Raw genomic sequence first — 21,039 nt, 5'->3', positions numbered from 1 at the left:
AGAGCCTAACCATAAATGAAGAAAATTATATAGCTGATGAAATTTATAGTATCTAGTACTTATTTGTTAAAGCAATTACAAGTTTTAGGCGGTGTTATTAATAACAGTAACACATTGCCAATTTTAGATAATTTTTTGTTTGAATTAAAGCAAAACAGTCTTACTGTTTCTGCCTCAGATTTAGAAACCACAATGAGTTCTGTTTTAGAGGTAGATTCTGATAATGAAGGTACAATTGCTTTGCCAGCAAAATTATTATTAGAAACACTAAAAACTTTTCCAGAGCAACCATTAACTTTTGTTGTAGAGGAAAACAACACAGTTGAAATTAGTAGTAACCACGGTAAATATGCTTTAGCATACGTAGATGGTGCAGAATTTCCTAACGCTGTAGAATTATCTAACCCAAGTACTACAACTATTTTAGGTGATATTTTAGCAACTGCAATTAACAAAACAATTTTTGCTGCTGGTAATGATGACCTAAGACCAGTTATGAGTGGTGTATTTTTTCAGTTTTCTCCAGAAAATTTAACGTTTGTAGCTACAGATGCTCACAAACTTGTAAAATACCAACGTACAGATGTTACTGCATCTCAGGTAGCAGAATTTATTATGCCTAAAAAACCTTTAACTTTATTAAAAGGGATATTAGGTGGTAGTGAAAATGATGTAACCATAGAATACAATGAAAGTAATGCTAAATTTACTTTTGACAATACAGAACTAATTTGTAGACTAATAGATGGTAAATACCCTAACTATGAAGCGGTTATACCAAAAGAGAATCCAAATGTATTAAGTATTTCTAGAACTCAGCTTTTAAGTTCTGTTAGACGTGTATCTATTTTCTCTAACAAAACTACTCACCAAATACGTTTAAAAGTAGCTGGTGCAGAGTTAAATATATCTGCTGAAGATATAGACTACAGCAATAAAGCAGAAGAACGCTTAACTTGTTCTTACCAAGGAGATGATATGCAAATAGGATTTAACTCTAGATTTTTAGTAGAAATGCTAGGTAATTTAAGTTCTGATGATGTTTCTTTAGAAATGAGTTTACCAAACAGAGCAGGTATTTTAACACCTATAGATGGTGTAGATGAAGGCGAGCACGTAACTATGCTTGTAATGCCAGTTATGCTTAACAACGCATAAATTAAAATACCCAACATAAAAAACCAAAAAAGAGGACATAATGTCCTCTTTTTTTATTCTTAATTGTATTACTAATATCTTATTACTTGCGTTCTAATTTATTAAGCTTTACATTTTCTTTTACCAATTTAAGCTTTTGCTTTGCTATAGAAGATTTTAGTTTTTCTATAGCTACAGGAGATAATTTGCCTGCTGCAGTATCCTGAGATAATTTATTCTCTAATTTTGTAATTTTTCTTTCTACTTTAGATACATTTCTCTTTTGCTTGGCAATTGCGCTTTTTAGTTTTGCTTCTTTTTTGGCCTCTTTTTCTTTCTTTTTAACCTCTTTGGCTTCTTTTTTAGCTTTCTTTTCTGCAGCCTTTTGCTCTTTTTCTAATTTTTTAGCTTCTTTTTCTGCTAATTTAGCTGCCTCTTCAGTCTTGGCTTTTGCTTCCTCTTCTGCTTTTAATACTTCTTCTGTAGTTTTAGTGTTTTCTACTTTTTCTACGCTTTCTGTTTTTTGCTCTTGTGCTGTTAAACTTGTTGCACTAAGTGCTAATAGCATTACTGCTAATACAATCTTCTTCATAATTTTAATTATAGTTAATGTGTGTGTGGTGCAAAATTAGACTATAATTTTGATATAAAATCAAAAAAAAATCTGTCTCTAAATAAATTTTAGAAACAGATTTTGTAAAACACTTATTATTAGTGCATTAAGATATAAATGAGATTGTCATAAATTTGCTTGGCGACTCTCCGTTTGCAGCTCTTACAGCATTTACTATTGGCATTACAAAACCTATAATACCAACAAATAAAAAGCCTAATAAGCCCAAACCAAACAATAAAATTCCGGGAACACTAATTATGATATAAAGCAGTAAGCTTAACTGAAAATTTACTATTGATTTTCCGTGCTCGTTCATACCTTCTACGCTATCTTTAGTAGTTAACCAAAGTACTAAAGGCACTATAAAGCCTCCTACACCTGTACAATAATGTAGTAATTGTGTTAAATGTGTAACTGCTAATAATCCGTTATCAGACCTTGATGTTGTTTTTTGTTGATTGATGATTTCCATTTTTTGATTGATTTTGATGTTATTACTATATCAGTAGTTATATTTTATAAAATGTTACACTAAAAAGCATAAAATTTTCTTTTAAATCTAAAAAGTCATCAACATAAAAACTAAAAAAACGCTCGTATATAATACAATACGAGCGTTTTATACATTTATATTACCAACTAGAGTTAGTGTTTTGGTTTAGCTCTATTCATTTCTAACATATCTACATTTGTAGCCTCTACACCTAAAAAGTGTTTGCTAAAATAATCTGCTTTTAACCAAAAGAAATACTCCGTCATACTACCAAAACCGTGTCTTTGGCCAGGCATTATCATAAAATCGAATCTCTTATTTGCTTTAATTAGTGCGTTTGCCATTCTAATTGTAGCACCAGGATGCACATTGTTATCTACATCACCAGTTACCAGCATTAATTTACCTTTTAAGTTAGCTGCTAGAGTCTGGTTTTTATCAATATCGTATTTATATGTAATAACACCATTAGCATCTTTTACCTCTTCTACTCCGTGGTGCGTTTCACTCCACCAACTATTGTACATAGAGTTATCATGATTACCTGCAGAAGATACTGCTACTTTAAAAAAGTCTGGGTATACTAGCATTGCTGCGGTAGACATAAATCCACCTCCAGAGTGGCCAAAAATTCCTACTTTAGAAATATCTATAAAGTTATGCTTATCTGCTAATTGCTCTGCAACGTATTTTTTATCTGCTAAACCATAATCTCTTAAATTTCCATAACCGTAGTTGTGGTACCATTTAGATCTATTTGGGTGTCCGCCTCTGTTACCTAAAGTAACTACTACAAAACCAACTTGCGCTAACCTGTCTAACCTATTCATAGAAACAGAAAAAGATTTATTTACAGCCTCTGTTTGTGGTCCTGGGTATACATATTCTATAAGCGGGTAACTCTTAGTTTCATCAAAATCAAAAGGCTTATACATTACTCCGTAAAGATCTGTAATACCATCGTCTGCCTTTACTTTAAACGGTTCTGGAAATTTGTAACCTGTTGCCATAAGTGCAGATAAATCTGCCTCTTCTAACTTTAATACTACATTACCATTACTAGATCTTAGTTCAGATTTTGGAACTGTATTTACCCTAGAGTAATTGTTTACAAAAAACCTATTAGAGTCTGCCATACTAGTAATAGTATTATAGTCTCCTTTATTTAAGTTTTTTAATCCTGTACCATTTAGGTTAATTTTAAAAAGATGCTCGTAATACGGGTCTTGCTCTTTAGTAACACCATTAGCAGTAAAAAATAATGTGCGCTCTTTTTCATTAACACCCACAAAACTATTAGAGTGGTAACTACCTTTGGTAATCTGGTTTTTTAAATTACCGTTTGCATCATACAAATAAAAATGTGCCCAACCGTCTCTCTCTGACCATTGAATAATTTCTTGCTCATTATTAAATAACACAATGTCCTTAGTCTCTACATAGGTATTAAGTTCCTCTTTAATAAGCGTTTTAACCTCCCCTGTGTTTATATCTGCAACATTAATATGTACTTTTTTACGATCTCTACTAGTACTACTAAAATAAATTTTACCTTTTTTAGAAAGTAATAATGAAGGTCTAAAATCATCACTAAAATTCATTTTTTTAGTAGGTGCACTATAAATATCAATACTTTGCTGTATTGTAGTGTCTAACTTTACAGCAAGCTTTTCTTTAGAAGGTATATCAAAAACCAAAATTTCTGGTTTAGAGAACTCTTTTTCTCCCGGCATATGGTATTTATACGTTTCTAAAGTTGGTCTTTTTTTAGCAACCGAATTTATAACCCATAAATCTTTTAAATCTCTAGAATCAGATCGTTGGTACACAAACTTTTTAGAGTCGTGAGACCAATACCCTCTTATCCCCTTACGTTTGTCTTTATTCTCTTCTTTAGTCTCGTTGTTCTCTCCCCATGAGCCACCACCATAGCCATAGTTTTCTACACCATCTTTAGTCCATTGGTGTTCTACAATGGTAGAATCTTTTTCATCTTTTACAGCTTTTAAATAGTTGGCTTTATCCATCCAATATAAATTGTGCTGCTTAGAAAACAATACAATGCTACTATCTGGAGCTATATTAGCCCATCGTTTTTTGTTTTCGTCTTCTTTTTTATTATTAATAACAGTTAAACCATTACCTCCTAATTTGTATTCTAAATAATATACTTTGTTCTCTTTTTTAGGTGCTTTTTTAGCTCTCTTGGCTTTAGTAGAGTCTTTAGAAATGGTATCATTCTTTTTATCGTCTTTTTTATCATCAACAACATCTACTTTTTCTTTAGATGTTACTCTAAAGCGTATGGCTGTTTCATTTTTAACAAACTTAAAATTAAAGCGTGGTAAGTGCTTAGCATCATACGGCTCTTTGGTAATTAAAGTTAACCACTGTGCCATTTTTGCATTATCAAACAGTTTTGTTTTGGTTCCACGGTCGGCATCAACTAAGTAAAAATTAGCACCTTCTGTAGTTTTGTACTGGTACCAAAAACGATTTCCTTTTTTTAACCAATTAGGTCTAACTGTGGTAGAATGTACAATTTTTTTTAAATTATCTGGGGAAAATTTTGCCGCTTGCCTGTAATTAGGTGTTGGCACATTGCTAGTTTCTTCTTGTGCAAATGTTACCGTAGTACATACGGCAAACAATAGCAACAAGGCCATTTTTTTAATCATTTTTTAGATTTTTGAGTTTGTTAGGTTTCTGTTAGTTGTTAACAAAAATATAATTACACATCTTAACCTAGTGAGATTTAACTTTTTGTTATGATGCATAGTTGCTTTTTTATTGCGCCATTCTCTATTTAACAAGTTACACCTTACGTTCTCTTGCTATTTACAGTATTTATTTAATGAAAAATGAATACACATCAACTTTAATAATTTGTATTTTTGCATTTATGTTTTCACAAGATACTATAGTTGCATTAGCAACACCATCTGGCGCTGGTGCCATAGCAGTTATTAGGCTTTCTGGGCCAGACGCAATTACATTGGCAAATGCTAAGTTTAAATCTGTACGTAATAAAGATTTAACCAAGCAAAAAACGCATACCATACACTTAGGGCATATAGTAGATGGTACAAAGGTATATGATGAAGTTTTGGTATCACTTTTTAAAGGTCCTAACTCATACACAGGTGAAAATGTTATTGAAATATCTTGTCACGGATCACAATACATACAGCAGCAAATTATACAACTGTTTTTGCGTAATGGTTGCCGTATGGCAGATGCTGGTGAATTTACATTACGTGCTTTTTTAAATGGCAAGTTAGATTTGAGTCAGGCTGAAGCTGTAGCAGACTTAATAGCGTCTGACAATGAGGCTAGTCACCAAATTGCAATGCAGCAAATGCGAGGCGGATTTTCATCAGAAATTAAAAAACTACGAGAAGAACTTTTAAATTTTGCGTCTTTAATAGAGTTAGAATTAGACTTTGCGGAGGAAGATGTAGAATTTGCAGACCGCACACAGTTTATAACGCTACTGTCTAGAATACAAGAGGTTTTAAAACGATTAATAGATTCCTTTGCTGTTGGTAACGTACTAAAAAACGGAATTCCTGTAGCTATTGTTGGTGAACCAAATGTGGGTAAATCTACCTTATTAAATGCTTTTTTAAATGAAGACCGCGCAATTGTAAGTGATATTGCTGGTACCACAAGAGATACAATAGAAGATGAAATAGCTATTGGTGGTGTTGGTTTTAGATTTATAGATACAGCTGGTATACGAGAAACTGCAGATGTTGTAGAAAGTATTGGAATTAAAAAAACGTTTGAAAAAATAGAACAAGCCCAAGTGGTATTGTATTTAAGTCCGCTTACACCTGCTATAGAAAACTTAGAAAGTATTAAAGTAGAAATTGAGCGAATAAAAAATCAGTTTCCGTTAAAAACACTTGTTGTAATTACCAATAAAAAAGATTTATACACGCCAGAACAAATAGAAACTATAGAGGCCGAAATACCTTCTACGCTATTTATATCTGCCAAAACTGGCGATGGCGTAGAAACCTTAAAAAACAAACTTTTAGAGTTTGTAAATACAGGTGCGTTGCGCAATAACGAAACTATTGTTACCAATACTAGGCATTTTGATGCTTTATTAAAGTCTCTAGAAGGTATAGAAAGAGTACAACTTGGTATGGATGGTGGTATCTCTGGAGATTTACTAGCTATAGACTTAAAAGATGCCCTGTACCACTTAGGTGAAATTACCGGACAGGTTTCTAATGATGAACTACTTGGTAATATTTTTGCTAATTTCTGTATTGGAAAGTAAATAAGTATTTTATTTGATATCATTTAATTTCATTTAACGCCAAACACCTAAAAATCAAATGATTACAAAAACACCTATATTCCTTCTCTTTCTTTTTTACGTTTATATTTTCAATATTTTCACACCATTTTTACACCTTTTTTTACTAAATTCTTAAAAGGTGTAAAATTTACACCTCATTATAGGTTATTTCGCCAAAATGTCCTCTTATGTCTTTTTATGTCCTCATAGGACTTCTTAGGACCTCTTATAACTTTATATAGTTAGTTTATAATGAGTAGTAAAATTCAAGTACAAAGAATTTGTGAATACTGTAAAGAAGAATTTACGGCTAAAAAAACTACAACCAAATATTGCTCACACAAATGCAATAGCAGGCATTATAAAGAAAAAGTAAAACAAGCTAAAATCTCAAAAAGCAATGAAGAAACTACCCATAAAATAACGTTAGAAGTAGAAAAATTAAATGTTTTGGAATTTTTAACTCCAAAGCAGGTTTCAGTGCTCTTGAGTTGTTCCATAAAAACTGTATATCGTAATATAAAAAAAGGTAATATCAAAGCGATTAATTTTGGAGAAAGAACTATTAGAGTTAAACGTTCTGACATAGATGATCTTTTTAAAATGTAGTTTAACAATAGGTAAATTTCAAATTATGAAAATAAGTCTTAGAAAAAAGAAACTTGCAACTGGACGCATTAGTCTATACTTGGAGTATTATAATGGCTATTCTATAGATGAGAATGGAAAGACGATTCACGATAGGGCTTTTGAATATTTAAAACTTTATTTACACGGCAACCCAATCACGGCAAATGAAAAGAATGAGAACAAACAAACATTAAATCTTGCTGAAAATATATTAACGCTTAAAAAAGCGGAGTTAATAAAAGGCAAATTCAATATTGAAGATAATCAGAAGGGAAAAAACGTTGCTTTTAGATTATTACAAAAAAATTCAGGAGGAGCGATATGAAAGCAAAGGTAATTATGATAATTGGGAAGCTGCATTTAAGCACCTAAAACGTTTTAGCAAATTCAATATAGCCATTAAAGATATTGATGAAGACTTTTTAAAGGGGTTTAAAAAATACCTTCATAAAGAGGCTAGAACAAATGGGGAGACACCATTATCTCAAAACACAAAATACACTTACTTCAATAAATTGCGTGCTGTATTAAGAGAAGCTTACGCTGAAGGATATTTGAATGTAGATGTTGTTAAATCGGTCAAAGGATTTAGCCAAGGGGAATCTAAAAGAGAATACCTTACACATTCTGAACTGCAAGCACTTAGTGAAACGAAATGTAAATACTCTGTTTTTTCACGCGTATCTTTAGTTTCCACATAAGAACTTACCGATAGGTTATAATCGTTTTCAGCTATTTTAGAATTATCAAATGTTTAAAATCCCATCCATCTACAGAACCACGCACTTCGTTGGCTATTTTCCATATTTGACTTTGTAATTCGGCTCTTTGATTGTTACTTGTCATTTATTGTTTTATATCTTATTTATTAATTCGTTCTTTAACCATTCAAAAGCAGCCTCTTGATTATATTCTATTTCAGGTCGTAATAAAGCTTCCATATCTCCAGTGAAATTGGAATCATTCTCTTTTTCTTCTATGTTTAACAAAAATTCTTTTTGACTCGGTGGTTTATTTCCTGTTGAAAAAATAGTGTACTCCTTAAAACATTTTATAATTTGTTCTATATCTAATTTTATATTGAGTCTAGAATAATCTAAATCGAATAAATCTCGTCCTTTGCTTCGTTGATATTAAGCTCTTAATTTAGTGCCTAGTAATTCATTTATGCTATAAGTTCTAATTTTGCAACTTCCCACAAACCATTCGCTTTTTACTTCAAAAGGAAAATCAACCCAGTCTAAGACGTTAAAATGCTCTTTACAGTTAATTTCTAGTTTAAGGCGTAATCGAATATTCTCATACTCCGAATTAAAACGATACATCGCTTTAGCTCCATGACCTCCAATTTTTGTATTTCTAGGTTCTTCAAAAAAGGTTACTACCTCCCCTATTCTTTTCATAATTGGTTTTATTGGCCCTTCTTTAATTTGTACTAAATCGATATCCTCAGAATATCTTGGTGCGGGATTTAGGTATAATTTATGTAAAGCCGTACCTCCCCTAAAGGCAAGATTTTCTCTTAAAAAATCATCTGAGAAAATGATTTCCAAGGTGCTTGTTCTTGCCATTTGGCTATATATGGTCTTGGTATCATAAATCACTTTCTAGTTTAATATTAACATCAACTTTCCATTTATTGTCTACTGCTCCAGGTTTCTGGTTTGATTTTGGGCTTAGTAATACAGGATAAAATTTATTAGAATCTATATACTCAAAAAGAATGCTTGTTAATTTTTCATCTGCTTGAAGTTCTTCTAATAAAAAGCCAAACCTTTGCAAAGCACTTTTATGTGGATACCATTTAAGCAAATCTCTTAAATCAGAAACTTGAATTTCTTCTATTAGCTCCTCTAATACAGACAACATCCTATTAATGCCCCCAAGTTTTGTTTGATGGTAAATTAAATCTACTGCTGTAAGAACTGGGTCAGATATTTTGAAATACCCTGCATCTGATTTTTTAGTGGTTATATTTTTCCTTGGCCATTTTGAAATTGTAAAAAAACGTAAATTAATAGCTCCTTTATCAATATCTAATAAAGTTGGTGTGGATGTAATGATATAGTCACGTTGAATTTGCTGATGACTTGCCCCATGGAATTTAGCTGCAGAATACAACCCTATGTAATAAGGCCTGTCTATACTTTTAAATAAATTATCACTATATAATTCAATCGGTAATTTTGCTTGCTTTGAATACCTTGGCGGAATAATTAAATAAAAACCTTTTCTTAAAGGGATTATATCCCCTTTTTTCGTTAAATACGATAAATCAGATTTAACATATTTTTTATCTTTTTCAATAGCGGTATAAAGTTCTTCTGTAGAGAAAGAGTATTTCTCTAATGAAAGCCGTTCTTTTATAAATTCAGATAACTGCAATTATAGTAATTTTGCGAGAAAGGTAGTAAAAAATACTACTTATCTCGTATTTTTACTAAAAAAAATTTAATGTAGTATAGGTTCCATTAAAGGTTAGTCTTCCTAAATGAATTGGGAGTCATATGTTTTATAATCTTAAATTGTCTATTAAAGTTAGAAATGTTATTAAATCCGGATTTAAAAGCAATTTCATTAATAGATAAATCCTTGTCAGCTATTAATAATTTACAAGCATTTTCAATCCGTAATTCAATTAAAAAACTAATAAACGTTTTATTTGTTCGTTTTTTAAAATATTTACAAAAGGCATTTTTTGTCATATTAGCAACGTTTGCAACATCATCCAAAGTTATATTTTGATACGCGTTTTCAAATGTGAAATCAAATACATTACGCATTCTTTTTCCTTCAATATCAGTGTATTTTTTATTGTAAATAAACGTTGAAAGAGGAGCTGATTTTGCATTAGAAATTTTTTTTAGTATTTCTAAAAATAAAATAAAACGTTCAAATTTAGAAGCATCTTTTAGTTTTATAAAGTTTTTTATAATATCGTTTTTATGTGTTTTAACCTCTAAACCTTGTAAAGTTTTAGATAAGAAATGATTTATTTCAGCTAGTTCATTCAATTCAAAAAAAGAATCTCCAAAAGAAGATGCTGTAAAAAACAGACTCAACATTTTAGAGTGAATTACTGCGTTTTTATCACTTTTAAAAGCATGAGGTAAATTGCTTCCAATAACAAAAAGATCATTTTCAGAATAGCTAGAAATACGATCACCAACCAATAAAGAACCACTACCTTTTTCGATAAAACTTATTTGAATTTCATCATGTTGGTGCAATTTATCATAAAACACCAATTCAATATCTTCTTGATAAATTAAGGAGTTATTATCTGGTTTAGGAATTTTAAATGGTAAAACTTTCATTTAAAAACAATTAAATTTTAATCTAAAATTATTCAATATTACAAAATTATATAGCATTAAGGATAATATAGTATCAAAATTGAATAATTTAATCTTATTTTAAAATTTGTTAACTCTTTAATTTTACTAGCATTAAAAATAGAATTATGAGTATACAATGGAATGGCGTTATGCCAGCTGTGTTTACCTGGTTGAAAGAGTCAAAGTCTGGAGCTCTTGAAATTGACCTTGATGCAACACAAAAACAGGCTGCAGACATTTTAAAGGTTCAAGGAAAAAGCGGAAGCAGAATGAGTGGAGTTGTCGGTTCTGGAACCCTGGGTGAGAATAGTTACCTGAGCAATAACCAGCGTCTTTCTTTACTTAAATCCCTTTCTGAGGTTGCTAAAAAATATAACGTCCCGTTAATTAGCGGAGCAGCAGCAGAAACTAAGGAAGAACTTGCCAAAATTATTGAGGGACTTGCTACAGTTGGAGTTGATACAGTTATGGTTATGCCTCCAAAAACGAAAGCGGTTCCTTCTGAAAAAGAAATGTATGAGTACTATGCACTTTCTGAAGCAACTGCAAAAGATGTAGGCGTAACAATTATGCCTTATAACAATCCTGATGCAGCCGGTTACCATTCGCTCTCAACAGAACTTCTTAAAAGACTTTCTGTTCTTCCTATGGTAACAGCCCTTAAAATATCAACTATAGATGTTTCAATTATAGAAACCTTGATGTTAGAGAATAAAGATTTAAAAGTTTTGGCTGGAGTAGACACAGTTACTATATATGCCGGACTTGCTGGAGCAAGTGGTGGCATTACAGGTGTAGGTACTATCTTCCCAAAAGCAAGTGTAACTATGCAGGAGTATGTTTCAAATGGACAATGGACTAAAGCATACGAAATTTCTCAGGCTTTAAATTCATTATCGTATCTGGATGCTCAGCCACTGCTTATGGAATATCTTAAGCTTGCTATGGGAATTCATCATAATGATGTTGCTGGGGGGCTACGTACTTTTGGTAAGAAATTAACACAACAGCAAATTGATGATGTCCGTGCAAGATATATTCTTGCAAAAGAAAGACTTGAAGTTCTCGACTTACTAGGTTAAGCCTTTCAAATATTTAAAAGAAAAAGCTTCTTTATTCTAGCTATGATTTTGAAAAAAAACTTTTTAATCTCAAGCTATTATTGAAAAAATTTTTAGAATCAATAAGAAGTAGCTACAAACCAATAAAATTGAAAAAACATTTAAAAAATAAGTATAGATGATATCAGGAAAAAACTTTATTGGCAATCAATTATCTGCCAACGGAACCAAAACATACAAAACCTTTAATCCGGAATTAAATACAGAGAATGCTATTGTTTTTACAGAAGCAACAGCTCAAGAAATTGATGATGCAGCAAATTTAGCAGCATCAGCTTTTAAAGAATTTAGAGCAGTTCCTGGAATCAAAAAAGCAGCATTTTTAAACGCAATTGCCAATGAAATTTTAGCACTAGACGATGTATTGGTCAAAACATATTGCTCAGAAACAGGTCTACCAGAAGGAAGAGCAAAAGGAGAAAGAGGAAGAACAATTGGACAATTACAGAACTTTGCAAATTTAGTAGCAGAAGGGTCTTGGGTTGAGGCAACAATAGATACAGCACAACCTAATAGAGAGCCAATGCCAAGATCAGATATCAGAAAAATGTTAATTCCTTTAGGTCCAGTAGTCGTTTTTGGCGCAAGTAATTTTCCTTTAGCCTATTCTACAGCCGGTGGAGACACAGCAGCAGCTTTAGCTTCAGGTTGCCCAGTAATTGTAAAATCCCATCCAATGCATTCTGGAACAGGAGCACTAGTAGCATCTGCAATTATTAAAGCAGCTGAAAAAACAGGAATGCCAAATGGTGTGTTTTCTAATCTAAATTCTAGTGGAATAGAAGTTGGACAACAATTAGTGGCACACCCAAAAGTAAAAGCAGTTGGTTTTACTGGAAGCATAAAGGGCGGAAGAGCCTTATTCGAATTAGCTTCAAAAAGAGCAGAACCAATTCCTGTTTTTGCTGAAATGGGAAGTATAAATCCAGTTATAATTTTACCCAAAGCATTAGAAAATAGACAAGCAGAAATTGCTAAAACGTATGCAAGTTCTATTACTTTAGGAACGGGTCAATTTTGTACAAATCCAGGATTATTATTAGGTATTAAAAGTGACGCTTTAACAAGTTTTATAAACAACGTATCAGAAGAAATTATTAAAATAAATCCGTCGTGTATGTTGCATCCAAATATTAAAAAAGGATACGTCAGAAATAAAGAAAAAGTAGTGTCTCAAGATAACGTTACAGTAACAGCAAACTATAGATCCGACGTTCAAAACAATTATGCAACACAAGCTATTGTTTCTGTTGATGGAAAAACATTTTTAGAAAATTCGACATTACATTTAGAAGTTTTTGGACCTTTTTCTATGATTGTCCAATGTGAAAACATATCAGAACTAGAAACCGTTATTGCCAGTTTAGAAGGGCAATTAACAGGAACTGTAATTTCTGATTCTAACGAAGTTGCTAACTATCCAGCAGTAATTACAGCGCTACAAAACAGAGTGGGACGTATTATTTTTAATGGCGTTCCAACAGGCGTAGAAGTTTGCGAATCTATGGTACATGGAGGTCCATATCCTGCGTCTACAGATAGCAGATTTACAGCAGTTGGAATAGGTTCTATAAAGCGTTGGGTACGTCCGTTTAGTTATCAAGATTGGCCAAATGATTTGTTGCCAAATGAATTAAAAAACAATAATCCTTCCAATATTTTTAGAGTTATAAATGGAATCAGATCAAAAAATTAAGAAATGAGTAAGCACACGTTTGTTTGTATAGATGCACATACTTGCGGAAACCCTGTTAGGGTTATAAAAAGTGGAGGTCCAAAATTGATTGGAAATACCATGAGCGAAAAACGACTTCATTTTTTAAAAGAATTCGATTGGGTAAGAAAAGGGTTAATGTTTGAGCCTCGAGGGCATGATATGATGAGTGGCAGCATCTTGTATCCACCACATAATCCAGAAAATGACTTTGCTATTTTATTTGTTGAAACGTCAGGTTGCTTACCAATGTGTGGACATGGTACAATTGGTACCATTACAATTGCAATTGAAGAGGGTTTAATACAACCTAAAATTCCAGGGAAAATTAAAATGGAAGCGCCTGCTGGTTTAGTAGAAATTGAATACAAGCAAATAAACAATAAGGTAGAATGGGTAAAAATTACTAATGTAAAAAGTTATTTAGCCGCTCAAGATTTAACAATAGATTGTCCTGAATTAGGAGAGATTATTTTTGATGTTGCTTATGGTGGAAATTATTATGCCATAGTAGACCCTCAGAAAAACTTCTCTGGTATTCATAATTTTACAGCGTCAAAGGTTATTCAATTTTCTCAAATAGTACGAGACAGAATTAACGAAAAATATCCTAATCAATTTGTTCATCCAGAAAATGAAGCCATAAAACATATAACACATATGTTGTGGACAGGTAATCCTTTAGACCCAACATCATCAGGAAGAAATGCTGTATTTTATGGAGACAAAGCTATAGATAGAAGTCCCTGTGGAACTGGCACCTCTGCTAGATTAGCACAATTGTATACCAAAGGAAAATTAAAAGCCGGAGAAGCGTTTATACACGAAAGTTTTATTGGAAGTAAATTTATAGGACGTGTTGAAAAAGAAACCGTTTTAGATGGTAAACTAGCCATAATACCAAGCATACAGGGCTGGGCAAAAATTTTTGGATACAATACAATTACTATTGATGATCAAGATGATCCTTATGCACATGGTTTCCAAGTAATTTAATATGAATAAAAACGTAATAATCATTGGTGGAGGAATAATAGGTTTAAGTACAGCTTATTATCTTGTAGAAGAAGGCCATCAAGTATCAATAATCGATAAGTCTAATTTCTCAAGCGGGGCATCTTATGTTAATGCTGGTTATATAACACCTAGTCATTTTATTCCGTTAGCAGCTCCAGGAATGATTAATAAAGGGATTAAGTGGATGTTTAATCCAACTAGTCCTTTTTATATAAAACCCCGTTTAAATGCTGATTTTTTAAATTGGACTTGGGCGTTTAAAAAATCTGCTACTGCCTCTAAAGTGGAAAAAGCAATTCCCGTAATTAAAGCTATTAATCTTTTAAGTAGAGATTTATATGAAGATATTAAAGAATCTAACACTTTTAATTTTCATTATGAACGTAAAGGTTTATTAATGTGCTATCAATCTGATAAAGTTGGTGAAGCAGAATGGAAGATCGGTAAACGTGGAATTGAAGAAGGTTTAGGTGTTAAAAATTTAACTAAAAAAGAAGTGGATGTTCTAGAACCAAATGCAAACCTGAATATTAAAGGTGCTATTTATTTTGATTCAGATGCACATATGACTCCAACAGATTTTATGCCAGAAATGGTAAAGTTTTTAAAGACAAAAGGAGTTATTTTTTATGCTAATGAAGATGTAAAAGATATTGAGGTAACAAACCGAACAGTTTCAAAAATAATAACAAACAAACAAAAATTAAAAGCTGATGAAGTTGTTTTAGCAGCTGGAAGTTGGAGCCCATTATTGACTAAAAAACTAGGCTTACAAATTCCAATACAAGCAGGGAAAGGATACAGAATTAATGTAAACAGAGAAACAGGAATTACAATTCCCGCAATACTATGCGAAGCAAAAGTAGCTGTTACTCCAATGCAAGGATTTACACGTTTTGCTGGCACAATGGAAATGGCTGGCATTAATCATAATATTAATCCAATGAGAGTACAGACTATTGCCAATGCAGCAAAAAATTATTATACTAATTTGAATATTTCTGTAGCAGAAAAACGGTCTGCAGACTGCGGCTTGAGACCTTGCTCTCCAGATGGTTTACCTTACATTGGTAAATCTTCTAAATGTAATAATTTAACAATTGCAACTGGACACGCGATGATGGGTTGGAGTTTAGGACCAGCAACAGGAAAGTTAGTTTCCGAAATAATTTCAGAAAAAAAGACTACTTTAGATTTAAGTTCATTTAATCCCGACAGAAGATTTTAAATGAGACTCGACTCAATTCCTAATATTTCATTACAAAACAATTGATGCTTGAACAATAGTTTTTTAGCACTAATTCTTTATTTAAAAGTAATTTTGTGATGCTATGGCATTTTTATGATTGAGAAATAAGTGTGTTTTAAAAAGTAATTCTTTAAATAAGTTAATATGCCATAAAGAATATGACTGAAAAGGGATGAATAATTTCTACAAACTTTATTTAAAATAGAAATTATAATAAGTTTAATCAATTGAATTCATTAATCCAATTATTATTTTAAAGCGTAATATTAAAAATATTATACAACAATAAGAAAACATAGTATTACACCTTATTTACACCTTAACAGCTCTAAGGCACTGTATTTAAAGGATTGCTAATTTCTGTATTGGGAAGTAATTAATTACACTTAATAATCTCCATAATTTCACGTTTATAGGTAATACCTATAGGAATAGATTTTTGCTGTATTATCAAACAATCTTTATCTATTGTTTTTATTTTATTTATTGCTACAATATAAGATTTATGAGAGCGAACAAATAAACTTGAAGGCAATTGCTTTTCAAGTTCTGTTGTAGTAATTGTTGCTACATAGGTGCGCTTCATAGTGTACACTTTTACGTAGTTTCCATAGCTTTGTGTAAAAAGAATATCATCTAACAATATAGTAACCATATCGCTACCTATTTTAAGAGAGATATCTTTTGCTTCTTCTTTTGGTTCTGGACTATTCTCAATAGCATTTTTATCCTCAAAATGTGCTATTGCTTTTAAAAACCTTGGATAAAAAATGGGTTTTAATAAATAGTCTATCACTCCATATTCATAACTTTCTAATGCAAACTCGCTATACGCCGTGGTTAAAATTGTTTTTGGCTTATTAGGTAGTGTTTTTAGCAACTCCATACCTGTAACTTCTGGCATATCAATATCTAAAAACATTAAATCTACAGGATTATTTGTAAGATATTGCATAGCTTCTAACCCATTATACAGCTGATGTTCTAACGACAAAAAAGGATTTTTGTTAATGTAGTCCGAAAGCACATAATGCGCTGCTGGTTCATCATCAACAATTATACATTTAATTTTAGTTGTCATTCTGCTTTGTTGTTAGGTTGATATGTAAATTCACCAAAAACTCATCTTCTTCTGTTATTTTTATGGTATGATGGTTATGATAAATTAACGACAAACGTTTTAAGGTATTTTTAAGTCCAATTTTAGTAGAATCTATTTTTCGTTTCTTTTTCGGAATACTATTTTTCACCACAAATGATAATTGACCCTCTTTTACATCTATAGTAATGTTTACGAAACATTTTTCTGCTGATGCGGTTCCGTGTTTAAATGCATTTTCTACGAACACAATTAACATCATTGGTGCAATTTTATATGCATTTGGATGGTCTATAGAACTCGTAAAACTAATATCGCATCGGTAACCAACACGTTCTTTTTCTAACTCTACGTAGCTTTTTAAAAACTCAATTTCTTGCTCTAAAACCACAGTAGATGTATCGCTACATTCTAACTGGTAACGCATTAATTGCGATGTATGCATTATTAAATCTGGAACACGCTCTGGGTATTTTAAACTAATACCGTACAACGTATTAAAGGTATTGAATAAAAAATGCGGATTTAATTGCTCTTTTAAAGAGGATAATTGTGCGTTTTTACTCAGCAGCTTTTTATTATCTTCTCGCTTACTATTTCGATAAAACTTGAATATTAAACTAATAGAAACAATACAGATTAAACTTACCATTAAAGTTCCTGCTTGGTACGTATAGCTTTTTTGTGCTATAGATTTATATAAAAAACAGTTTTTATAAATCCAAAGCGTAACAGAATGGTACGTTATTATTGTAAAAACACCTAATAAACCTATACTTGCTAAAATATAAAGTAAAGGTTGCTGCTTTTTTAACAGAATAGGTAATAAAAATGCGCGGTTAATTTGTGCGTGAATGTAAAGCAATAAAAAATAGCAAAAACCTGTAAGTAAGCTTCGCCAATTATGAATCAATATCCAATCGTTGAGGGTAAAAAGCACAAACGAAATAAGTAAAATAAACAGCTCTTGCGACCATTTGTTTTCTACTATTTTACTTACATATTTATTCATAACCCACTTTTTCATACAAAAAAACCAATTTTAATTAAGAAAAAGCTAAAAAATATGACGAGTTCAATTCGTCATTTGATGACTTTAGTTGGTCATAAAATTCCAACATTAACAAATCTTGCTTTCTACTTTTGCAACATAAAATCAAAGTGTTTTGTGTGTTATTAAACACTTTAAAACTCTTGTCACTTTTATAATTAGGCTTGCAGCGCAGCAAAGTTAAGGACTAGTAGTTGGTATACACAAGAATGTTTAACCATTCTTTTAAAATGTAATCTTAAAACTAATATTAATATTTAAAAAAAATAAATGATGAAAAAAACTATTTTAATCTTGACAGTTGGTGTAGGACTTTTAGCAGCCTGTACTTCAAAAGAAAAAGAAGAAACAACAAAAAATGCTGTTGGAACTCAAATTATTGAAGATTTGAGTAATCGCTATACATCAAAAGCATACGATAAAACAAAACGCGTTTCAGCCGAAGATCTAGCAACAATAGAAGAAGTATTACGCTTATCGCCTTCCTCTATAAACTCACAACCATGGAAATTTATCGTTATTAAGAGTGATGAAGCAAAACAGCGTCTGGCAAAAACTTTTGAGAAGTATAAATTTAATCAACCACACGCTACCAGTGCTTCAGAAATTATTCTTTTTGCGAATAAAGTACATTATAGCAAAGAGGATTTCAAAAAACGATTAGACGCTAGTATGGCTGCTGGGCGTATGAATCAAAAAGGGTATGACAAAATGCTAACAAATGCATTTAAATTTGCTGAAATGACAGCCGATGAAAACGGAAACAATAGTCATTGGACAAAAGCGCAATCTTACATTGCTTTGGGTAACGTACTGCACACATTGGCACGCTTAAAAATCGATTCTACACCAATGGAAGGTGTAGATGCGGATGAAATTAAGAAAGAATTTGCCAAAGAGTTAGGAGATGATTACGAATGTACTTTTGCTTTAGCAATTGGTTATCACAACGATGGAAAAGATTACAACCGTAAATTGCCTAAAGCACGATTGGCAAAAGAAGATGTAATTCTTGAACTTTAATTAAAAGTATTTTTTATTAGATGTAGAGGTTATTTATGAATTTCCTCTACATTTTTTTTAATAAAAATTTCATTGCCAAAAGTAAATTCCCAAAATAAAAATAATCCTAATACCAGAGAGTTCTAATCAAATTGGAAAACTTGTATGAATAAAATAAAACTATCACTCGCCATATCAATTACGCTTATCACAATAATTTGGTTTTTGACAAATACACTGCTGTATATTCCGTTTGATTCTAACTTGTTTACTAAAAGTTTGGATCAATATACCGGAATTATTGCCTTTTCTGCTATGACTTTTTCAATGCTATTGGCAACGCGTCCCTTATGGATTGAGAAACACTTAGGCGGACTTGATAAAATTTACCGTCTGCATAAATGGCTTGGTATTCTTGCATTCTCATTTTCTATTCTGCACTGGTTAGTATCAAAATTGCCAGAATGGTGGTTGTATTTAGATAGGTTAATAATTTTAGATGCTACCTCTGGTGCCACTGTGTCCTCAGCTGAACCTGGCGCATTTGAAGAGTTTCTGGAATCTATTGAATCTCTGGGGCTTCAAGTAGGTGAATATGCTTTTTATTTAACGGTTCTGTTTCTAATTATGGCCTTACTAAAAAAGATACCTTATCGTTTTTTTGCAAAAACACACATTGCAATGGCAGTAATATATTTAGCCTTAGTTTTTCATGCTTTTGCACTAATGTATATTGATTATTGGACGGAGCCCATTGGTATAACAATGGCAATTATGATGCTAGTAGGAACAGTTTCTTCGTTTATTGTTCTTTTAGGGCAAGTGGGAAAAAAACAAAAGTCTCAAGGTACTATTCAGTCTATTAACACATATCCCGATATGAATATGTTTGAATTAATAGTAAAAAGCGATACATGGAAAGGACATAACGAAGGCCAATTTGCGTTTTTAAAATTTGAAAAAAAAGAGCCATACCATCCTTTTACAATTAGTTCGTCTTGGGATTCAAAAACTAAAAATATTAGCTTTACAATTAAGGCTCTTGGAAGATACACTAATAATTTGTCTAATAAATTAAAAATAGGCGATTTGATAGTGCTTGAAGGTGCTTATGGCAATTTTACTTTTAACGACAAAAAAGAAAGTCAAATTTGGATAGCTGGAGGTGTAGGTATCACACCATTTTTAGCCCGAATGGAGCGTTTAGCAAAACTGGATAATAAGCAAAAAATTGATTTTTTCTACTCCGCTATGAAATTAGATGCTAATTTTAAGAAAAAGTTAGAGCAAGTCTCAGCAGAAGCCAACATCAATTTACATGTATTTGAAACCTCTAAATCAGCTCTAATATCTGGAGAACATATTCGAAATTCTGTTTTAAACTGGAAATCTGCAAGTGTTTGGTTTTGTGGTCCTTCAAAAATGGGAAAATCAATAAAGAAAGACTTTAAACAAAATGATTTTAATTCAAAATTTCATCAAGAATTATTTGAGATGCGCTAATGTTTAGAAGGGCTAACGAATGATATTTTGTTTAATCATTAACAAAAAAGAAAAAGATAAAGACGAACAAACTTGTAGTTATATGCTTCTAAAAAAACCGCCTTATATAATGAGGTGGTTTTATAATATTATTTTCATCTACTTACCAACTTTACTTATGCAAAATAGGAATTAAATGTTTCAATAAAGTTTAAAACAACCCATAAAATTATAGCTATTTAGTAGTAAAAAAGAATAACAAAATCTTATAAAAATTATTTTTTTAATTGAATGAATAATATTTATTATACAATCTAAAACTGATTTATTAGCTTATTTTTGGTTATTGTAAGTTGTTACAACTAACATTAGTATCAACTTATAATAGCAACTCATTTTTTTATTGAAAACAATTGAATCTTTGATTAATTAAAAACTACAACTAGTTTTATTTACTACTGAACAACAACAAGATGATTATACAACAAGAAGAAAAATTTAAAGAAGTACTCGCTAAAATAGAAGGTAAAATTAACGAACAGAGTTTTTTTAATAAGTTCTTAGAGTTGTATCCTGAGGTTTGGAAAAAACATAAAATAACCTATTCTAAATTTACTAGAAGTAAAAAATTTGGACAAACAATACCCTTGCCAAAGCCAGAAATATCCTTACGTAAAGAAATTAGATTGTTTTTACAAAAACAATAAAAAAAACCGAGCAAAAGACTCGGTTTTTCTTTTATAAAATATGTCCCGTCCTAACATAGCGATACACTAAA

The 21,039-nt window shown here is 31.5% G+C and carries 19 protein-coding genes and 1 pseudogene; 12 read left to right on the top strand and 8 right to left on the bottom strand.

What is annotated here, in order from left to right:
• The first annotated feature begins 36 nt into the window (after positions 1 to 36).
• Positions 37 to 1,158, top strand: a complete 1,122-nt coding sequence (gene dnaN / locus KLA_RS09530) for a DNA polymerase III subunit beta (RefSeq protein ID WP_013622762.1) — start codon at positions 37 to 39, stop codon at positions 1,156 to 1,158.
• A gap of 82 nt (positions 1,159 to 1,240) precedes the next feature.
• Here dnaN and KLA_RS09525 read toward each other — a convergent pair whose 3' ends face one another.
• From KLA_RS09525 to KLA_RS09515, 3 genes are all read right to left on the bottom strand, one after another.
• Positions 1,241 to 1,729: a hypothetical protein gene (locus KLA_RS09525; protein ID WP_013622763.1), complete on the bottom strand. Its 489-nt coding sequence runs from the start codon at positions 1,727 to 1,729 to the stop codon at positions 1,241 to 1,243.
• Positions 1,730 to 1,856: 127 nt separating this feature from the next.
• Positions 1,857 to 2,225, bottom strand: coding sequence for a DUF4870 domain-containing protein (locus KLA_RS09520; RefSeq protein ID WP_034645375.1), 369 nt, complete (start codon positions 2,223 to 2,225; stop codon positions 1,857 to 1,859).
• 173 nt (positions 2,226 to 2,398) lie between these two features.
• Positions 2,399 to 4,924, bottom strand: coding sequence for a S9 family peptidase (locus KLA_RS09515; RefSeq protein WP_034645373.1), 2,526 nt, complete (start codon positions 4,922 to 4,924; stop codon positions 2,399 to 2,401).
• 224 nt (positions 4,925 to 5,148) lie between these two features.
• Here KLA_RS09515 and mnmE point away from each other — a divergent pair, with 224 nt between their 5' ends.
• From mnmE to KLA_RS17575, 4 genes are all read left to right on the top strand, one after another.
• Complete coding sequence (gene mnmE / locus KLA_RS09510; protein WP_034645492.1) at positions 5,149 to 6,537, top strand: tRNA uridine-5-carboxymethylaminomethyl(34) synthesis GTPase MnmE; 1,389 nt, start codon at positions 5,149 to 5,151, stop codon at positions 6,535 to 6,537.
• Positions 6,538 to 6,810: 273 nt separating this feature from the next.
• On the top strand, positions 6,811 to 7,167 hold the full coding sequence (locus KLA_RS09505) for a helix-turn-helix transcriptional regulator (RefSeq protein WP_013622786.1): 357 nt from the start codon (positions 6,811 to 6,813) through the stop codon (positions 7,165 to 7,167).
• Between the two features lie 25 nt (positions 7,168 to 7,192).
• The gene (locus KLA_RS17580; RefSeq protein ID WP_161633461.1) at positions 7,193 to 7,513 is read left to right on the top strand and encodes a hypothetical protein; all 321 of its coding nucleotides are present in this window, start codon (positions 7,193 to 7,195) and stop codon (positions 7,511 to 7,513) included.
• Positions 7,443 to 7,889, top strand: coding sequence for a phage integrase SAM-like domain-containing protein (locus tag KLA_RS17575; RefSeq protein ID WP_161633460.1), 447 nt, complete (start codon positions 7,443 to 7,445; stop codon positions 7,887 to 7,889). The genes KLA_RS17580 and KLA_RS17575 overlap by 71 nt, the downstream gene beginning before the upstream one ends.
• A 153-nt stretch (positions 7,890 to 8,042) precedes the next feature.
• Here the strand turns inward: KLA_RS17575 and KLA_RS18610 are convergent.
• The 3 genes and pseudogenes from KLA_RS18610 to KLA_RS09485 all read right to left on the bottom strand — a co-directional run bounded on the left by KLA_RS18610 (position 8,043) and on the right by KLA_RS09485 (position 10,505).
• A pseudogene (locus KLA_RS18610) lies at positions 8,043 to 8,741 on the bottom strand (nucleotidyl transferase AbiEii/AbiGii toxin family protein).
• A 40-nt stretch (positions 8,742 to 8,781) separates the two neighbouring features.
• Positions 8,782 to 9,573, bottom strand: a complete 792-nt coding sequence (locus KLA_RS09490) for a type IV toxin-antitoxin system AbiEi family antitoxin (RefSeq protein WP_034645371.1) — start codon at positions 9,571 to 9,573, stop codon at positions 8,782 to 8,784.
• Positions 9,574 to 9,659: 86 nt separating this feature from the next.
• Positions 9,660 to 10,505: an AraC family transcriptional regulator gene (locus KLA_RS09485; protein WP_034645369.1), complete on the bottom strand. Its 846-nt coding sequence runs from the start codon at positions 10,503 to 10,505 to the stop codon at positions 9,660 to 9,662.
• Between the two features lie 146 nt (positions 10,506 to 10,651).
• Here KLA_RS09485 and KLA_RS09480 point away from each other — a divergent pair, with 146 nt between their 5' ends.
• The 4 genes from KLA_RS09480 to KLA_RS09465 all read left to right on the top strand — a co-directional run bounded on the left by KLA_RS09480 (position 10,652) and on the right by KLA_RS09465 (position 15,606).
• On the top strand, positions 10,652 to 11,608 hold the full coding sequence (locus tag KLA_RS09480) for a dihydrodipicolinate synthase family protein (RefSeq protein WP_034645366.1): 957 nt from the start codon (positions 10,652 to 10,654) through the stop codon (positions 11,606 to 11,608).
• Positions 11,609 to 11,765: 157 nt separating this feature from the next.
• Positions 11,766 to 13,343, top strand: coding sequence for an aldehyde dehydrogenase (NADP(+)) (locus tag KLA_RS09475; protein WP_034645364.1), 1,578 nt, complete (start codon positions 11,766 to 11,768; stop codon positions 13,341 to 13,343).
• Between the two features lie 3 nt (positions 13,344 to 13,346).
• Positions 13,347 to 14,357, top strand: a complete 1,011-nt coding sequence (locus KLA_RS09470) for a 4-hydroxyproline epimerase (RefSeq protein WP_034645362.1) — start codon at positions 13,347 to 13,349, stop codon at positions 14,355 to 14,357.
• 1 nt (position 14,358) lies between these two features.
• Complete coding sequence (locus KLA_RS09465) at positions 14,359 to 15,606, top strand: NAD(P)/FAD-dependent oxidoreductase (protein ID WP_034645360.1); 1,248 nt, start codon at positions 14,359 to 14,361, stop codon at positions 15,604 to 15,606.
• 397 nt (positions 15,607 to 16,003) lie between these two features.
• On the opposite strand, the gene KLA_RS09460 is transcribed toward KLA_RS09465, so the two are convergent.
• Positions 16,004 to 16,708, bottom strand: coding sequence for a LytR/AlgR family response regulator transcription factor (locus KLA_RS09460; protein ID WP_034645358.1), 705 nt, complete (start codon positions 16,706 to 16,708; stop codon positions 16,004 to 16,006).
• The gene (locus tag KLA_RS09455) at positions 16,698 to 17,753 is read right to left on the bottom strand and encodes a sensor histidine kinase (RefSeq protein WP_235183531.1); all 1,056 of its coding nucleotides are present in this window, start codon (positions 17,751 to 17,753) and stop codon (positions 16,698 to 16,700) included. Before KLA_RS09455 ends, KLA_RS09460 begins: the two co-directional genes overlap by 11 nt.
• 294 nt (positions 17,754 to 18,047) lie before the next feature.
• Here KLA_RS09455 and KLA_RS09450 point away from each other — a divergent pair, with 294 nt between their 5' ends.
• From KLA_RS09450 to KLA_RS09440, 3 genes are all read left to right on the top strand, one after another.
• Positions 18,048 to 18,800, top strand: a complete 753-nt coding sequence (locus KLA_RS09450; protein ID WP_013622798.1) for a nitroreductase family protein — start codon at positions 18,048 to 18,050, stop codon at positions 18,798 to 18,800.
• Between the two features lie 144 nt (positions 18,801 to 18,944).
• Positions 18,945 to 20,282 carry a ferric reductase-like transmembrane domain-containing protein gene (locus KLA_RS09445; protein WP_034645355.1) on the top strand — a complete coding sequence of 446 codons (1,338 nt, stop codon included), beginning with the start codon at positions 18,945 to 18,947 and terminating at the stop codon, positions 20,280 to 20,282.
• Between the two features lie 452 nt (positions 20,283 to 20,734).
• Positions 20,735 to 20,968, top strand: a complete 234-nt coding sequence (locus KLA_RS09440; RefSeq protein ID WP_034645353.1) for a hypothetical protein — start codon at positions 20,735 to 20,737, stop codon at positions 20,966 to 20,968.
• The last annotated feature ends 71 nt before the right edge of the window (positions 20,969 to 21,039 follow it).

Source organism: Cellulophaga geojensis KL-A, from assembly GCF_000568425.1.
GTDB lineage: Bacteria > Bacteroidota > Bacteroidia > Flavobacteriales > Flavobacteriaceae > Cellulophaga > Cellulophaga lytica.
This window is presented reverse-complemented; position numbering and strand designations above follow the sequence as displayed.

What these genes read in the sequence shown, in the direction of transcription:
- KLA_RS09445 (WP_034645355.1), top strand. Translation starts at nt 18,945, where the DNA reads ATGAATAAAATAAAACTATCACTCGCCATATCAATTACGCTTATCACA.
- KLA_RS09525 (WP_013622763.1), bottom strand. Translation starts at nt 1,729, where the DNA reads ATGAAGAAGATTGTATTAGCAGTAATGCTATTAGCACTTAGTGCAACA.
- KLA_RS09470 (WP_034645362.1), top strand. Translation starts at nt 13,347, where the DNA reads ATGAGTAAGCACACGTTTGTTTGTATAGATGCACATACTTGCGGAAAC.
- dnaN (WP_013622762.1), top strand. Translation starts at nt 37, where the DNA reads ATGAAATTTATAGTATCTAGTACTTATTTGTTAAAGCAATTACAAGTT.
- KLA_RS09450 (WP_013622798.1), top strand. Translation starts at nt 18,048, where the DNA reads ATGATGAAAAAAACTATTTTAATCTTGACAGTTGGTGTAGGACTTTTA.
- mnmE (WP_034645492.1), top strand. Translation starts at nt 5,149, where the DNA reads ATGTTTTCACAAGATACTATAGTTGCATTAGCAACACCATCTGGCGCT.
- KLA_RS09485 (WP_034645369.1), bottom strand. Translation starts at nt 10,505, where the DNA reads ATGAAAGTTTTACCATTTAAAATTCCTAAACCAGATAATAACTCCTTA.
- KLA_RS09520 (WP_034645375.1), bottom strand. Translation starts at nt 2,225, where the DNA reads ATGGAAATCATCAATCAACAAAAAACAACATCAAGGTCTGATAACGGA.
- KLA_RS09515 (WP_034645373.1), bottom strand. Translation starts at nt 4,924, where the DNA reads ATGATTAAAAAAATGGCCTTGTTGCTATTGTTTGCCGTATGTACTACG.
- KLA_RS09440 (WP_034645353.1), top strand. Translation starts at nt 20,735, where the DNA reads ATGATTATACAACAAGAAGAAAAATTTAAAGAAGTACTCGCTAAAATA.
- KLA_RS09455 (WP_235183531.1), bottom strand. Translation starts at nt 17,753, where the DNA reads ATGAAAAAGTGGGTTATGAATAAATATGTAAGTAAAATAGTAGAAAAC.
- KLA_RS09475 (WP_034645364.1), top strand. Translation starts at nt 11,766, where the DNA reads ATGATATCAGGAAAAAACTTTATTGGCAATCAATTATCTGCCAACGGA.
- KLA_RS09465 (WP_034645360.1), top strand. Translation starts at nt 14,359, where the DNA reads ATGAATAAAAACGTAATAATCATTGGTGGAGGAATAATAGGTTTAAGT.
- KLA_RS17580 (WP_161633461.1), top strand. Translation starts at nt 7,193, where the DNA reads ATGAAAATAAGTCTTAGAAAAAAGAAACTTGCAACTGGACGCATTAGT.
- KLA_RS09480 (WP_034645366.1), top strand. Translation starts at nt 10,652, where the DNA reads ATGAGTATACAATGGAATGGCGTTATGCCAGCTGTGTTTACCTGGTTG.
- KLA_RS09460 (WP_034645358.1), bottom strand. Translation starts at nt 16,708, where the DNA reads ATGACAACTAAAATTAAATGTATAATTGTTGATGATGAACCAGCAGCG.
- KLA_RS09505 (WP_013622786.1), top strand. Translation starts at nt 6,811, where the DNA reads ATGAGTAGTAAAATTCAAGTACAAAGAATTTGTGAATACTGTAAAGAA.